9 protein-coding genes are annotated in these 15,493 nt (G+C 60.3%); 5 read left to right on the top strand and 4 right to left on the bottom strand.

The window, feature by feature from the left end; genetic code table 11:
• The first annotated feature begins 232 nt into the window (after window positions 1-232).
• The 5 genes from pvdM to LOY68_RS21860 all read left to right on the top strand — a co-directional run bounded on the left by pvdM (window position 233) and on the right by LOY68_RS21860 (window position 9,985).
• The gene (gene pvdM / locus LOY68_RS21840) at window positions 233-1,603 is read left to right on the top strand and encodes a pyoverdine-tailoring dipeptidase-like protein PvdM (protein WP_163913442.1); all 1,371 of its coding nucleotides are present in this window, start codon (window positions 233-235) and stop codon (window positions 1,601-1,603) included.
• Window positions 1,600-2,883 carry an aminotransferase class V-fold PLP-dependent enzyme gene (locus LOY68_RS21845; protein WP_265039848.1) on the top strand — a complete coding sequence of 428 codons (1,284 nt, stop codon included), beginning with the start codon at window positions 1,600-1,602 and terminating at the stop codon, window positions 2,881-2,883. The genes pvdM and LOY68_RS21845 overlap by 4 nt, the downstream gene beginning before the upstream one ends.
• Before the next feature lie 158 nt (window positions 2,884-3,041).
• Entirely contained in the window at window positions 3,042-3,929 is an 888-nt protein-coding gene (locus LOY68_RS21850; RefSeq protein ID WP_265039849.1) for a formylglycine-generating enzyme family protein, read from the top strand.
• A gap of 130 nt (window positions 3,930-4,059) precedes the next feature.
• Window positions 4,060-5,718 carry a cyclic peptide export ABC transporter gene (locus tag LOY68_RS21855; RefSeq protein ID WP_265039850.1) on the top strand — a complete coding sequence of 553 codons (1,659 nt, stop codon included), beginning with the start codon at window positions 4,060-4,062 and terminating at the stop codon, window positions 5,716-5,718.
• 85 nt (window positions 5,719-5,803) lie between these two features.
• Complete coding sequence (locus LOY68_RS21860) at window positions 5,804-9,985, top strand: amino acid adenylation domain-containing protein (protein WP_413787161.1); 4,182 nt, start codon at window positions 5,804-5,806, stop codon at window positions 9,983-9,985.
• A gap of 443 nt (window positions 9,986-10,428) precedes the next feature.
• Here LOY68_RS21860 and LOY68_RS21865 read toward each other — a convergent pair whose 3' ends face one another.
• The 4 genes from LOY68_RS21865 to LOY68_RS21880 form a co-directional block, all read right to left on the bottom strand.
• Window positions 10,429-10,797, bottom strand: a complete 369-nt coding sequence (locus LOY68_RS21865; RefSeq protein ID WP_265039852.1) for a DUF6124 family protein — start codon at window positions 10,795-10,797, stop codon at window positions 10,429-10,431.
• A gap of 417 nt (window positions 10,798-11,214) precedes the next feature.
• Window positions 11,215-11,571 carry a DUF6572 domain-containing protein gene (locus LOY68_RS21870; protein ID WP_265039853.1) on the bottom strand — a complete coding sequence of 119 codons (357 nt, stop codon included), beginning with the start codon at window positions 11,569-11,571 and terminating at the stop codon, window positions 11,215-11,217.
• A gap of 48 nt (window positions 11,572-11,619) precedes the next feature.
• Window positions 11,620-11,976 carry a DUF6572 domain-containing protein gene (locus LOY68_RS21875; protein WP_265039854.1) on the bottom strand — a complete coding sequence of 119 codons (357 nt, stop codon included), beginning with the start codon at window positions 11,974-11,976 and terminating at the stop codon, window positions 11,620-11,622.
• Between the two features lie 451 nt (window positions 11,977-12,427).
• Window positions 12,428-14,908: a TonB-dependent siderophore receptor gene (locus tag LOY68_RS21880; RefSeq protein ID WP_163913434.1), complete on the bottom strand. Its 2,481-nt coding sequence runs from the start codon at window positions 14,906-14,908 to the stop codon at window positions 12,428-12,430.
• Between the last annotated feature and the right edge of the window lie 585 nt (window positions 14,909-15,493).

The following is a 15,493-nucleotide window of genomic DNA, read 5'->3' on the forward strand; positions in this document are numbered from 1 at the left end:
GAAGCAGGCTTTATCCAAGCTAGAACGTTTGTTACGACGGGAAATTTATGGGGGCCTTTAAAAGATCGCAGCCTTCGGCAGCTCCTACGGGGTACGCGTTCCAATGTAGGAGCTGCCGAAGGCTGCGATCTTTTAAACAGACCACCTAAATTCCTATGCCGATCACTCGTTCTTCCCAGATAGCAAAGGCCCCTGCGCCTGCACCTCGACGGCGAACCTGACTGAGATGGCAATGACAAAACCACGTTCGAAAAAGGCTCTTTACATCGGCCTGCCGCTGGCTCTGGCGATCAGCGCCGGTGCAGGCTATGCAGCCTGGGATTACTGGTTCAAGGACAACCCCGGCTACCCGGTCAAAGTGATGAAGCAGGCCGACGAACTCCACGAACGCATGCTGTCTTTCGACAGCCACGTCAGCCTGATGCAGAACTTCGGCACCCAGGGCAACGAGGCGGACAAGGATGGCAAGGGCCAGTTCGACCTGGTCAAAGCCAATCGCGGTCACCTCTCCGGCGCGGCGTTGACGATCTTCGGCTGGCCGGAAATCTGGAACGGCGCCAACGCACCGCACAAGCCCACCGCCGGGTTCCTCGAAGAAGCGCGCAACCAGCAGGAGATCCGCTACAAGATCATCACCGGGATGGTCCGCGACTTCCCCAATCAGGTCGCCATCGCCTACACCCCCGACGACTTCCGTCGCCTGCACGGTGAAGGCAAGTTCGCCATTTTCATCAGCATGCTCAACGCCTACCCGTTGGGCCACGACCTGAGCCTGCTGGACCTGTGGACGGCGCGCGGCATGCGCATGTTCGCGTTCAGCTACATCGGCAACAACGACTGGGCCGATTCTTCGCGGCCGCTGCCGTTCTTCAACGATTCGCCGGACGCCCTCGACGGCCTCTCCGACCTCGGCAAACAAGCGGTGCATCGCCTGAATGACCTGGGGGTAATCATCGACGTCTCGCAAATGTCGACCAAGGCCCTGGAGCAAGTCGCGCAACTGAGCCGCACACCGCTGGTGGCCTCGCACTCAGCGCCACGGGCCATGGTGGATATCCCGCGCAACCTCAGTGACAAAGAACTGCAACTGATCAAAAACAGCGGCGGCGTGGTGCAGATCGTCGGCTTCTCGCAGTACCTCAAGCCACTGTCGCAGCCGACCCAGGACAAGCTCAACGCACTGCGCCAGCGTTTCGACCTGCCGCCCCTGCCGAACCTCGCGATGGCGCTGATGCCGGGTGACCCGATCATCTCCGCCTGGTCCGAGCAGAAGTTCGGCCAGTACGCCAGCGGCCTCTACGCGATCCTCGAAGAAGAACCCAAGGCCAGCCTTAAGGATCTGGGCGACGCCATCGAATACACCGTGCGCAAAATCGGTATCGACCACGTCGGCATCAGCTCCGACTTCAACGAAGGCGGCGGCGTCAAAGGCTGGGAGAACGTCAGCGAAATCCGCAACGTGACCGCCGAACTGCTGTCGCGCGGCTACTCCGAGGCGGACATCGCCAAGCTCTGGGGTGGCAATTTCCTGCGGGTCTGGGATCAGGTGCAGAAAGCCGCCAAGCCCGCATTGATTTCGCAGCAGGACAAAAGCAAACCATGAGTGATCGTCGAACCTTCCTGAAACAGGCCGGCATCCTCGCCGCCGGCCTGCCGCTGACTGCCGGCCTGCCCTCCGCCGCCAGTGCCGCAGCAAAAGCGCCGCTGTCCGGGGACAAATGGGCGCAGTTGCGCCAACTGTTCGATCAGGACCCGGCCTACCTGCACTTCTCCAATTTCCTGATCACCTCGCACCCCAAACCCGTGCGCGACGCCATCGAGATGCACCGCGCCGCCCTCGATAAAAACCCCGGGCTGGCCATGGATTGGGACTTGGGTGTGATCGAACAGCGCGAAGAAGACGTTCGCGTGTGGGCCGGTCGTTACCTGCAAGCGGATGCCAAGCAGATCGCGCTGACTGGCAGTACCACCGAAGGCCTGGCGATGATTTACGGCGGCGTCCATGTGCGCCCGGACCAGGAAATCCTCACCACCGTCCACGAACACTACGCCACCCACACCATTCTCGATTTGCGCACCCAGCGCGACGGCACCAAGGTGCGCAAGCTCCGGTTGTTCAAGGATCCGCAGACGGTCACCAAGGAAGAAATCCTGACCGCCATCGACCAAGGCATCAAACCCGAAACCCGCGTGCTCGGCATGACCTGGGTGCAGTCCGGCAGTGGCGTGAAAACCCCGATCGCAGAAATCGGCGCCCTGGTGGACAAACACAACCGCAACCGCGCCGATAAGGACCGGATCATTTACCTGGTCGACGGTGTGCACGGTTTTGGCGTCGAGGACTTGAGTTTCCCGGCGATGAACTGCGACTTCTTTATCGCCGGCACCCACAAATGGATGTTCGGCCCGCGCGGCACCGGCATCGTTTGCAGCCGCAGCCCAGAGGTCAAATACGTCACGCCGATCATTCCGACCTTCTCCGAAGCCACCGCGTTTTCCACCACCATGACCCCCGGTGGTTACCACTCGTTCGAACACCGCTGGGCGCTGAACGAAGCCTTCAAATTGCATTTGCAACTGGGCAAGGCCGACGTCCAGGCGCGCATCCATGCGCTCAACAGCTACATGAAGAAACGCCTGCAAGCCCACCCGCAGATCGAACTCGTCACGCCCCTGAGCCCCGAGCTGTCATCGGGTTTCAGCTTCTTCCGGGTCAAGGGCAAGAACAGCGACAAGATCGCCGCGTACCTGATGCAAAACAAAGTGGTCGCCGATGCGGTGGAACGCGACGTCGGCCCGGTGGTGCGCACCGCGCCGGGGCTGCTCAACACCGAGGCTGAAATCGACCGCTTCATGGCGTTGCTCAGCACGCAGCTCAGCTAAACAACGCCATTCCCCTGTGGGAGCGGGCTTGCTCGCGAAGGCGGTGGGTCAGTCAACACTTAGGCTGAATGACCCACCGCTTTCGCGAGCAAGCCCGCTCCCACAGGGATGCGCATTGAACAGATACGACTCCTTTTACCTTTGTATCGAGAGAGATGATGAACAGTGAGCCGCGTAGTTTTTCCTTGAAGACGCTCCCCGCACTGGCTTTCGCCACCGTGGCCGCCTGCCTGTTGCCGGGCCTCGCGCAAGCCGCCGAGCCTGCCCAGCCGGGCAAGGTGTTCAAGGACTGCAAGGATTGTCCGGAAATGGTCGTGCTGCCCACCGGCACGTTCACCATGGGCACCCCGGAAAATGAAGTCGGTCGCGAGCCGGATGAAGGCCCGTTGCACCCGGTGACGTTCGCCAAACCGCTGGCCATCAGTCGCTTCCAGGTGCTGGTGGGTGAATGGGACGCCTACCTGCGTGACACCGGTTACGTGATGCCCGACGGCGATACCCGTCCGGGCCGCGAATGCAAGGCCGGCGTGCCGCGCTACGAGCGTACCGCCAAGCATCCGGCGGTGTGCATGGACTTCGAAGAAGCCAACGCCTACGTGGCATGGCTGTCGAAAAAATCCGGCAAGGCTTATCGATTGGTCAGCGAATCCCTGCGCGAATACGCCTCCCGCGCCGGCAGCACCGGGCCGTTCCCCTTCCCGTTCGACGAAGGCAAGGAATACAGCATCGCCAAGCACGCCAATACGTACGGCGCGGCCGATGGCTACAACTTCACCGCACCGGCAGGCAGTTTCCCGGCCAACGCTTTCGGCGTGTACGACATGCACGGCAACGTCTACGAGTGGACCGCCGATTGCTTCAACGAGAACTACGTCGGCGCGCCGAGCGACGGCAGTGCCTGGCTGAGCGGCGACTGCAAGGTGCGGCGCATTCGCGGCAACGACTGGGGCGAAGCACCGGTGTTCTCCCGTTCGGGCAATCGCAACGCCACCTACCCCGATACCCGTGGCGACTGGCTGGGCTTTCGCGTCGCCCGGGATCTGTGAGGCGCCCACCTCCCGTCGCATGACCTGCAACAAACCCGTGAGCGGCTAAATCGTCGCCCACGGGTTTCGTCTTTTAAGCAGCCAAACTCTTGAACCTTTGCCCTTAGCGGCACTTGAAGCGGAAACTTCCATGACCTCAAAATCCCGCGGAGCCTTCAGTGAAGTCCTCGGCCTGCTCAGGCCTTTCCGGGTCATCGTTGTGGTGTCGATCATGCTCGGCATGCTCGGCGGCCTCAGCATCACCGCGTTGCTGGCGACCATCAACGACGCGCTGAACGCCGCCGCCACCCCGTCCACCCGTGTGGTGCTCACCTTTATCGGCCTGTGCGCGGTGGCACTGGTGACGTCGATCCTGTCGGACATCGGCACCAACCATGTCGGCCAGCACATCATCGCCGGGCTGCGTAAATCCCTCGGGGAAAAAGTCCTGCTGGCACCGATCGAACAGATCGAGCGCTTCCGCAGTTATCGACTGATCCCGGTGCTGACCCACGACGTCGACACCGTCAGCGATTTCGCGTTTTCCTTCGCGCCGCTGGCCATCGCATTCACCGTCACCCTCGGTTGCCTGAGCTACCTGGCCTACCTGTCGTTGCCGATGTTTGCCTTGCTGATGGTCGCCCTGGTGATCGGCACCGCGCTGCAATACGTGGCCCGCTCCAAAGGCATCAAGGGTTTCCAGGCCGCGCGCGAAGCCGAGGACGAACTGCAAAAACACTACAGCGCGATTGCTGCCGGCGCCAAGGAACTGCGCATCCATCGCCCGCGCCGCCAACGCATGTTCAGCCAGCGCATCGAAGGCACCGCCGATTTCATCTGCAACACGCACATCCGCGCGGTCAACACCTTCGTGGTGGCCAAGACCCTCGGTTCGATGCTGTTTTTCGTGGTGATCGGCCTGGCGCTGATCCTGCAATCGATGTGGCTGGGCTCGGATAAAGCGGTGCTCAGCGGTTTCGTGTTGGTGCTGCTGTACATGAAAGGCCCGATGGAATACCTGATCACCACCCTGCCGGTGGTCAGCCGCGCGAACATTGCGTTCAAGCGCATCGCCGACCTGGCGGAGCAGTTTTCCTCGCCGGAACCGCACCTGCTGCTCAGCGACAAAGACGCGCCGAAACCGGTGGTCGAACACTTGGAATTGCGCGACGTGCACTTCGCCTTCCCGGCGGTGGACGGCAGCAAACCCTTCGCTCTCGGCCCGGTCAACCTGTCCATCGCCCAGGGCGAGATCGTGTTTATCGTCGGCGAGAACGGTGGCGGCAAGACCACGCTGATCAAGCTGCTGCTGGGGCTGTACGCGCCACAAGGCGGGGAAATCATCCTCAACGGCAAACCGGTTCTGGCGCATAACCGCGACGATTATCGCCAGTTGTTCACCACGATTTTCGCCGACTACTACCTGTTCGATGAACTGGTGCAAGGTGAGCAGAACGTTCCCGAAGACGCCAATCGTTACCTGGAACGCCTGGAAATCTCGCACAAGGTCAGCATCCGCGATGGCGCCTTCAGCACCACCGACCTGTCCACCGGCCAGCGCAAACGCCTGGCCCTGCTGAACGCCTGGCTGGAGGAACGCCCGGTGCTGGTGTTCGACGAATGGGCGGCGGATCAGGACCCGGCCTTCCGCCGGATTTTCTACACCGAGCTGTTACCGGAACTCAAATACCTGGGCAAGACCATCATCGTGATTTCCCACGACGACCGTTACTTCGATGTCGCCGACCAATTGGTGCGGATGGAGGGCGGCCGGGTTGTCGCGCAGAAGCAATCGTTGACGGCGGTCTGATCACGTTCTCAGCCAACGCTTGTCAATCCGCCGGAGCGCCTGCGTTCCGGCCGTTACCCACTGAATGTTTACCCGTGTGGGCGCGATGTCCGGCCAAGCCGTCAGCGCCCAGGCGGTCGCCGACGACGAGAGACCGATGAACGACATGATCGATGATGATTTACTGGCGCTGCTGCTGGCCGATGCCGGTGATCAACCCCAAGGCATCGCCGCCCGCACGCAAAACAGCCCGGCACCACTCTCTTTCGCCCAGCAACGCTTGTGGTTTGTGCAGCAACTGACACCGGACAGCGCCGCTTACAACCTGCCACGCGTAATGCGCATCAGCGGCGCGTTGCAGGCCCGGCGTCTGGAAGTTGCGCTGAACCGGGTGCTGGATCGCCACGACATCCTGCGCACGGCGTTCCGCGAGATCGACGGTGTGGCGATGCAAGTGGTCGATCATCAGGCGCGGCTGGTACTCGGTGCGGAAGACCTGTCGGAACTCGCCGATGAAGACCGCGCCCGGCAGATTGCGCAGCGCATCGAGGCCCAGGCAGGCGCGCCGTTCGACCTGCGCCAGGCGCCGCTGATGCGCGCGACCCTGCTCAAGGTCGGCGCCGCAGAACACCTGTTGTTGATGAACATGCACCACATCGTTTCCGATGCCTGGTCCAACGCGATCCTGATGCAGGACCTCAACCGTGCCTTCGCCCAGGCCAGCGACGCAGACGCCCCGCCGCTGCCGCGTCCGGCGATTCAATACGCCGACTACGCTGCCTGGCAACGCGATGACTACCTGCACAGCGCGACCTGCGCCAACAGCGCCGACTATTGGCAAGACTACCTGGGCACGCCGTTGCCGACCCTGGATTTGCCGGTGGATTTCCCGCGCAGCGCGCAACAGCGCCATCCCGCGGGCAAGCATGAATTCGAACTGCCGGGCTCACTGTCGACGGCCCTGAACCGCTTCTGCCAGCAACAGGGCCTGACGCCGTTCGTGGTCGCGCTCGGCGCTTGGCAACTGTTGTTGAGCCGCTACAGCGGTCAACGAGACTTTACCGTCGGCGTGCCAAACGCCACGCGCAATCGCAGCGAAACCCAAGGGCTGGTCGGCTTCTTTGTCAGCAGTCAGGTGTACCGCGTACGCCTCGATCCGATGCTGTCCTGCGGCGATTTCCTGCAACGCCTGCGCCGTGAATCCCTGGCGGCGCTGGACCATGCGGATTACCCGCTGGAGCTGAGTTTCGACGCCCTGAAATTGCAGGCCAGCGCGCAAGCCAATCCGTTGTTTCAGGTGCTGTTCAACTGGCGCACCGACAGCGGCGAGCCGGCGCATATGGATCTGCACGGACTGGCGCTGGAGTTCCTTGATGCGGGGGCGGGTCAGGCCAAGTTTGATTTGTCGCTGGACGTCGCGTACTCGCAACACGGCGTTGTCGCGAGCCTGGAATACAGTCACGATCTCTACACTTCGGCGACCATCGAGCGTCTGGCGCGGCATTGGCAAAATCTGCTGCAAGGCATTGTCGACGGTTGCTGTCAGCGGATTGGCGAATTGCCGCTGCTGGATAGCGATGAGCAAAACGTGATGCTGCAGGATTGGCACCGTGTGGTTGAGCACGCTGCGCAGGCGCCGTGCGTGCAGCAGCGCATTGCCGCTAAGGCGGAACAGACGCCGGATGCGGTGGCGTTGATTGTCGGCGGCGATTGTTTGAACTACGCGCAACTGGACGCCCGCGCCAACCAGCTCGCGCATAAGCTGATCGAGGCCGGCGTTGGCCCGGATCGGCTGGTGGGCATCGCCGTTGAGCGCAGTGTGGAAATGATTGTCGGCTTGCTGGCGATCCTTAAGGCTGGCGGCGCGTATGTGCCGCTGGACCCGGCGTATCCCGAGGATCGGCTGGCCTACATGATCGAAGACAGCGGCCTCGAATTGCTGCTGACTCAGTCTCATCTGCAAGCACAGTTGCCGATTCCGGCGGGGCTCAACACCTTGTTGCTCGATCAGCCGGCCGAATGGCTGGCGGCTTATCCACAGACCTGCCCAACGGTGGCGCTGAGCGGCGAACACTTGGCCTACGTGATCTACACCTCGGGCTCCACTGGCAAGCCGAAAGGCGTGATGGTGCGCCACGCGGCCCTGTGCAATTTCGTCGAAAGCATGGTTCATCAACCGGGCCTCGCGGCTCAGGACCGCATGCTGTCGTTGACCACCTTCTCGTTCGATATTTTCGGTCTGGAGATCTACGGCCCATTGCTGGCCGGCGCCCGCGTGGTGCTGACCGGCAAGGACGTGCACCAAGACCCGCAAGCTGTGCTCGAACTGATCGAGCGTCATGGCGTGAGCGTGTTGCAAGCCACGCCATCAACCTGGCGCATGCTGCTTGACCATGAACAAGCGTCGATTTTGGCTGGCCGCGTGTTCCTGTGTGGCGGTGAAGCGCTGCCGCAGGAGTTGGCCGAGCGCATGCTCGCGCTGTCGCCGAAGGTCTGGAATTTGTACGGCCCGACCGAGACCACAATCTGGTCCGCACTGCATCCGTTAACGCGCGAGAACGCCAAGCCGTACCTCGGCAAACCAATCGACAACACCGCGCTGTACATCCTCGGCAGTGATCTGGAACTCAACCCGATCGGTGCGCCGGGTGAACTGCTGATCGGTGGCGACGGCCTCGCTCGCGGTTATTTCGAGCGTCCAGCGTTGACCGCCGAACGCTTTGTGCCGGACCCGTTTTCGTTCAGCGGTGAGCGTTTGTATCGCACCGGCGACCTGACCCGATATCGCGCCGAGGGCGTGATCGAATACATCGGCCGCATCGACCATCAAGTGAAAATCCGTGGCTTCCGCATCGAACTCGGCGAGATCGAAGCGCGCCTGCTGGCGCTCGATAGCGTGCGTGAAACCGTGGTGGTGGCGCAGGACGGCCCGACCGGTCCACAACTGGTGGGTTATGTGGTTACGGCGACGGCTGTCGAGGATGAAGCCGCGTTGCGCGCCGAACTCAAGGCCAGCCTCAAGGCAGAATTGCCGGACTACATGGTGCCTGCGCACCTGTTGTTCCTCGCGCAATTGCCGCTCACGCCCAACGGCAAGGTTGACCGCAAAGCCCTGCCAATGCCGGACCTGAGCCAGTCGCAGCGCCCGTTCATTGCCCCGGTGACCCCACTGGAAAAAGCCCTGGCTGAACTCTGGCAGGAAGCCTTGCAGGTCAAACGGGTCAGCCTCGACGACAACTTTTTCGAACTGGGGGGCCACTCGATCCTGGCGATCCAGTTCATCTCGCAGTTGCATGCCCGCCTCGGGATCAAACTGGCATTGCAACAGATGTTGGCTTACCCGACGGTCGAAGTCCTGGCCAGGTTCATCGCCCTGGAGCATCAGCAAAACGCGCAATGCGTGGTCGCGCTGAATGCCTCGACGGCCTCGGCCCCCGGACTTTTCTGCCTGCACCCGAGCGGCGGCATCGTGTTTTGCTACCAGCCACTGGCGAAGAAACTCGCCCCCCACGCCAAAACCTTCGGCGTGATGCACAAGGGCTTCGCCGACAAGGCATCAGGCGCGCAGACCTGGGCCGAGATGATCGACGATTACAGCGCGCAAATTGTCGAGCAGCAGCCACACGGGCCTTATCGGCTGATGGGCTGGTCGTTGGGCGGTGCCATCGCCATGGACATCGCCGCACGCCTTGAACAGCAAGGCCGCGAGGTCAGTTTCCTGGGCCTGGTCGACACTAACGTGCCGGAACGAGACCTGCCCGCCGACCTGCCGCGCAAGCCGCTGGAACAAGACAACCCGAACCACCTCAGCGCGGAAAACGAACTGAAGGCAGCGCTCGAAGTGTTCACCCTGATGTTCGCGCACCTGGAAACGGCAGCGGCAAGTTTCATCGCCGAAAACCCGACGGCCGACCTCAAGGCCTTCTATCGCTGGGCCAGCGAACAGACGGCGACCGGGGAACAGGAAATGATCGCGACCCTGGACGCTATCAAGCAGGAGATCATGAACGCGCAAGCCTTTGCGATCCACGAACGGCTGGTGGCAGCATTCGAAGAATTCTCGCTGCCAAGGCTCAAGGTCCAGGTCAGTTGCTGGTGGTCGCTGTCGCACAAAACCCTGGAGCAAGTGCTGTTTTCGGAACAACTGCTCAGGGCCCACAACGCGACAGGCCAATTGCACACCTCAATCCACACCCCGCTGCCGCACCGCAGCATGATCTACGCCGAGTCGCTGCTGGAATCGTTTACCGACGTGTTCCTTGGCGGCCAGGGCGAGTCACGCAACTGACCGGGCGACGGCAAAAAAAGAGGGGTTCTGTGTCGGCCACAAATTTTGCGAACAACACCAAACAATTGTGGGAGCGAGCCTGCTCGCGAAAGCGGTGTATCAGGCGACATTGTTATTGAATGTGCCACCGCCTTCGCGAGCAGGCTCGCTCCCACAGAGGACTGGTGTTGGCTGCAAATTTTGTGAACAACACCAAACAAATGTAGGAGCGAGGCTTGCCCGCGAAGACGGTGTGTCAGCCAACATCAATGCAGCTGACACACCGCCTTCGCGAGCAGGCTCGCTCCCACAGAGGACTGGTGTTGGCTGCAAATTTTGTGAACAACACCCAGCAAATGTAGGAGCGAGGCTTGCCCGCGAAGAGGCCGTGTCAGCCGACATTCATGCAGCTGACACACCGCCTTCGCGAGCAAGCCCGCTCCCACAGGGGATGTGCCTGGCTGCTACACAGGCGTGTGGTTATCCAGCATGCGATTCGCCGCCATTTCACCCATCACAAGCGACCGATGCAACACCAGCATCGTTTGGCGTCGCGGGCCTTCCGACAGCTCGACGAGATCGCTGACCATCGCACAGGCCGATGTCAGCGATTCGTAGACCTCGACCATCAACGTTTCTTGATCCACCGCTGCGTCGATGGAGTACAAGGTGCCGGATCTGCGGGGCGGTATCTGCGTTTTCGTCGCCCCCGGGTCGAGGTAGAACTTGAGCGCACGGTCGGCTGCCGCTTTCATTTTTTCAGGGTCAAGATTGAAAGAAGCGTCGAACGGTACTGGACCGGTATTCGGAGGGTTGGGCGTTACTTTGAACATAGATAAAACTCCATCGCGAATTTTGAGGAGCCATCACCTTCGCTACCAAACGACTGGGTGGCGGCCATACGTGGGTTGGTAGACCGGTCGCGATAGAAAACCCGGCGCTCACAAAGGAGCCCCACGCATGACCACCATATAAAGCGAGTCCCAAAAACAGGGCTGCATCAGGTGTTGCCATACGACTATCACGACGGGCTACCAAACCCGATCACTGTTTTGCAGTGACCCGGAAACGATATAGCTCACCCCAAAGCCGCACAAGCCGGCGGATTCTGGCGTACGCGTAGGTAACGGCGCAAGGCGTTGTAGCCGTTTATGACGTAACACCGAGTGTCTTTAAACGCTCGCGCAAAAACTTGTTTAACACGCAAATGCCGAACAACATCCGAGCCAGTATTTTTGCCGCCACTTCGGTTACATATTGCGAATTGCTTCGTTGGCATCAAGAACGAATTCCATCCCAATGCCCACGCCCTTCAGCACCTCGGTCACACGATCAATGAAAAACTTGCCCTGCTCAGGGAGTTCGTACAGGCCATTGATACAAATCTTCGGATTTTTACCGTTGGCCGGTGGGTAGCTTTCCAGCAATTCACCGCTTTCAATGAAGGCGATGTAGGTATTGATTTTCTCCTGAAGCAACAGCAGATGCTCGCCCTGTTGGGCTTTGTTGCCCCATTCAAGGTGGTCGCTGATGATCAGCAGGACGCTTTCGGGCTGCCAGTCTGGAACAGCAATAATATCGATGACGTTCGTTTCTACGATGGACATGTCTGCGCCTTCAAAGGGGCGGTCAGCTTGCAAATGACTTCGCCCTCATCACTCGTTGCTTGTTTCTTTGTCTGCTTCAAGCACGAACTCGAAACCAATACCCACTCTCTTCAGCGTCTCGGCAACGCGATCAATGAATAGCTCGCCTTGCGCAGGAAGTTCGTATTTGCCGTGAACACGGATGACAGGCGATTTGCCCAGCGCGCCGGGAATCTCGGCGTAGATTTCACCGCTTTCGATGAAGGCGATGTAGGTGTTGATCTTCTCTTGAAGCACCAGCAGGTGCTCGCCTTGTTCGGCCTTGTCACGCCATTCAAGATGATCAGCGATACCAAGAATCACCTTGCTGTTGTCCCATTTTGGGATGCCCCACATATCAATGATTCTGGCGTCGGTCACTGACATGACAGTACGAACCCGGATGGGTGGGTGTGATTGATTTCGCCGTCTGGCGGGTTGCAGCTTTTGGCGAAGATACAGCCAGGCGGGTTGGATATGTGGCCACTCAATCCTTGATTCCTTGTCCTGATCCTTTGAACTGACCGCAGGGTGACAGGTGGGGTTTGGGGTGGCAATGGGATGGGGCTTTGAGTCTGCTTAGGCGCGGTCCATAACGTTGGGGGTTTGGTGGTTTTGGGGACGTTAAAGTCAAGAGATCGCAGGCTTCGCCAGCTCCTACAGGGATTGGGTTTTGGCCTGGATGGTTGAGGTGGCGGGTAGGCCGCTTTCGCGAGCAGGCTCGCTCCCACAGGGGACTGTGGTGGGATAGTTGGTTTGGTGGTAGCGGTTCGGATTTGGATGGGAGTTGGCCCATGCCCCTTCAAAGGGACATGGGCCAGTTTCAGCGGGGGATGGATCAGAACTGCGGGGTGTATTTCACGCTGAACATTACGTTGCGTGGATCACCGTAGTTGTTGTTGCCGTTGATCTGGTTGTAGGCCGCCGCGAAGTAGGTCTTGTCGAACAGGTTGTTGGCGTTCATTGCCAGCTCGATTTCCGAGGTGAGCTGGTAACCGACACGGGCGTTCCACACGGTGTAACCCGGTACGTTGACGGAGTGGTCGAAACCGACGGTGTGGGTCTGTGCGGTGAAGCCCAGGCCAGTACTCACACGACTCCAGTCGCCAGGCATCTGATAGTTGCCCCACACGCGCAGCATGTGTTTAGGCGTCCACCAGCTGAAGATTTTGCCTTCGTTGTCCGGGTCATCCAGGTACTTGGTGGTGTTGTAGGTGTAGCCGGCAAACAGTTGCAGGTTGTCGGTCACTTCGCCGCTGATTTCAGCGTCCAGACCCTGGCTGCGCACTTTGCCCGAGGCTGTCGAGCAGTACCAACCGTCGCAGCTTTGCTCACCCGCCGTATTGAGAACGGCGCGGTTTTCCTGGTCGTAACGGAACAGGGCCACAGAGGTGTTGATCCGGCCATCCATCAACTCGCCCTTGAGACCGATCTCGTAGTTAGTACCGATGATTGGTTTCAGTACCGAGCCGGCGGTGTCGCGTTCGGTCTGCGGGGTGAAGACGTCGGCGTAACTGGCGTAGACCGACCATTCACGGCTCAGGTCATAAATGATACCGGCGTACGGCGTGACTTCACCGGTTTCGGTGGAGGCGCTGTTCGTGTCGTCGGTGATGCTGGTCGGGGTCTCGATCTGAGACTTGTAGCTGTAGTCGTACCAACTGACCCGCGAGCCGAGCACCAGGGTCAGGTCGTCAACAGGCTTGACCCTCCAGTTGCCGTAAAGGCCTTTCTGGCGGATGTCGTATTTGCTCGGGAAGCCACGGCCACCGGGGGTGTTGACCAGACCGTCGTAGCTGATCTCCGGACGGTCGTGATTGATGTCGAAGATGTTGTCGGTGCTGGCGTTGAAGGTCCGGGCGTATTTGTCGTCCGAGGTGTATTTGGAGTAGTTGCCGCCCAGCATGACTTCTTGCTGCATGGAGAAGGCTTCGAACTTGCCGGTGACGTTCATGTCCAGCGCGACTTTGGTGGAATCCATGTCCGTCACGAAGTCAGCGTACTGGATACCGGTGCCATCAGGGCGGATGCCGGAGCCGGTGGTTTGCGTGCGCTGGTTCTTCGCCTTGTTGGTTTCGGTCATGTGCACGGCGCCGACCTTGAAGGCCCAGTCGTCGTTGAAACGGTGTTCCAGATCGGTGTAGATCGTGGTGACGTCGATGTCCGAGTGGTTCCACTTCGCGCCGGTGTACGTGCTGCGCGGCAGGTCAATCGGTTTACCGTCGGAATAACGCGGGAAGCCGCGCACGTTCGCGCGCGATTCGCCGTCGGACTGGCTGACCGCCACGCCCACGGTGGTGGCTTCGCTCAGGTCGAAGTCCAGCGCGCCGTACAGCGAGGTGGTTTTGTACCATTCCGAGTCGACGAAGGTGTGGGTGTCGTCCTGGTCGGCCACGAAGCGGCCACGGATGGTGCCGTTCTGGTTCAGCGGGCCGCCGGCGTCGAGTTGCAGACCGTAGTGATCCCACGAGCCAGCCTTGCCGGTCAGGGTCACGGTCGGTACAGCCTGACCGCGTTTGCGCACCAGGTTGACCGCGCCACCCGGGCTGCCGGTGCCTTGCAGCAAGCCCGACGCACCGCGCAGCACTTCCATGCGGTCGAAGAAAATCATGTCCTGCGTGGCCCAGTTGCCCAGCGCGTAAGTGTTCCGCGGGATCGGCACGCCGTCGTACTGCCAGTCATCGATCTGGAAACCGCGCGAAGACAGGATCAAACCCCGGCCAACGCCTTGGGCGCCGACCAGACCGGTGGTCTTGTTGGCCGCGTCCTTGAGGTCGACGATGTCCTGATCGTCCATTTGCTTGCGGGTCATCACCGTGACCGACTGCGGAATTTCCTTGAGGGTGTGGGTGCCCTTGCCGATGGTCACGGCGTTCGAGGTGTAGGACTTCGAGCCTTCGGTGGTCGCGCTGACCTGTTGCGCATTGATGGTGGTGGCGCCCAGTTCCAGACCTTCGGTCGAGCTGCCGCGCACCAGCATCAGCGTGTTGCCTTCAAAGCTGTAGTGCACGCCGGTGCCTTTGAGCAACTGGGCAATCGCCGCTTCGCTGCTCAACTTGCCGCTGACGCGCGTACTGCGCAGGCCGGCCATGTCATCGGCGTTGTAGATCACCTGTTGATTGGTCTGCGTGCCAAACGCCTGCAGCGCCTGAGGCAACGGCTGGGCCGGAATGTTGAGGGTGAAGTCTTCGGCGACGACCTGCGCGCTGAGCGGCAGCAGACACGCCATGCCCAGACCGGCCAGCGAACGACGCGAGCGCAGGGTTCGGGCGATGACCAAAGCCTTGAACAGAGGTTTCAACTCATGAATTGCTGACATCGTGCTCTCTATTATTAGTCGAAATGGATAGGACCCATGGACAACCGAGTGCCCTGCCGCTGCCTGGACCTGTGAACCGCTTGCGACACCGCAAGTCGATGACCGGCCCCTCCCCGGGCTCGATCGTGTGTCCGGGCAGCGGAAAATGAGGTGTACAGCCGAGAAAAACTGAACCCTGTGGCTACCCTGCCCGGCTCGATTTGTCTGCTTACGTTAGTAAGACGTAACACCGCACAAAAACCGGAATGAGTTTATTTATCATTCGCGCGAAAAATGAAAAAAAAGGCCGATGCGTTGGGCATCGGCCATTTTTGTGAACCTTGTCTCATCCTTGCAGACACTGAAAATCCCCCTGTGGGAGCGGGCTTGCTCGCGAAAGCGGTGTGTCAGTCAACATCATTGCTGAATGACCCACCGCATTCGCGAGCAAGCCCGCTCCCACATTGGGTCTCTGGTGAACACTGGATTTGTGCCCGACAAATCTCCCCTGTGGGAGCGAGCTTGCTCGCGAAGGCGGACTCACAGGCACCATTAAAGGCGACTGACTCACCGCAATCGTGAGCAACCCACAGGGTTACGCAGGGC

Source organism: Pseudomonas sp. B21-053 (assembly GCF_026016365.1).
Lineage (GTDB): Bacteria > Pseudomonadota > Gammaproteobacteria > Pseudomonadales > Pseudomonadaceae > Aquipseudomonas > Aquipseudomonas nunensis.

Coding starts and splice junctions, on each gene's coding strand:
- LOY68_RS21875 (WP_265039854.1), bottom strand. CDS start 11,976: ATGTCAGTGACCGACGCCAGAATCATTGATATGTGGGGCATCCCAAAA.
- pvdM (WP_163913442.1), top strand. CDS start 233: ATGACAAAACCACGTTCGAAAAAGGCTCTTTACATCGGCCTGCCGCTG.
- LOY68_RS21845 (WP_265039848.1), top strand. CDS start 1,600: ATGAGTGATCGTCGAACCTTCCTGAAACAGGCCGGCATCCTCGCCGCC.
- LOY68_RS21870 (WP_265039853.1), bottom strand. CDS start 11,571: ATGTCCATCGTAGAAACGAACGTCATCGATATTATTGCTGTTCCAGAC.
- LOY68_RS21850 (WP_265039849.1), top strand. CDS start 3,042: ATGAACAGTGAGCCGCGTAGTTTTTCCTTGAAGACGCTCCCCGCACTG.
- LOY68_RS21855 (WP_265039850.1), top strand. CDS start 4,060: ATGACCTCAAAATCCCGCGGAGCCTTCAGTGAAGTCCTCGGCCTGCTC.
- LOY68_RS21880 (WP_163913434.1), bottom strand. CDS start 14,908: ATGTCAGCAATTCATGAGTTGAAACCTCTGTTCAAGGCTTTGGTCATC.
- LOY68_RS21865 (WP_265039852.1), bottom strand. CDS start 10,797: ATGTTCAAAGTAACGCCCAACCCTCCGAATACCGGTCCAGTACCGTTC.
- LOY68_RS21860 (WP_413787161.1), top strand. CDS start 5,804: ATGTCCGGCCAAGCCGTCAGCGCCCAGGCGGTCGCCGACGACGAGAGA.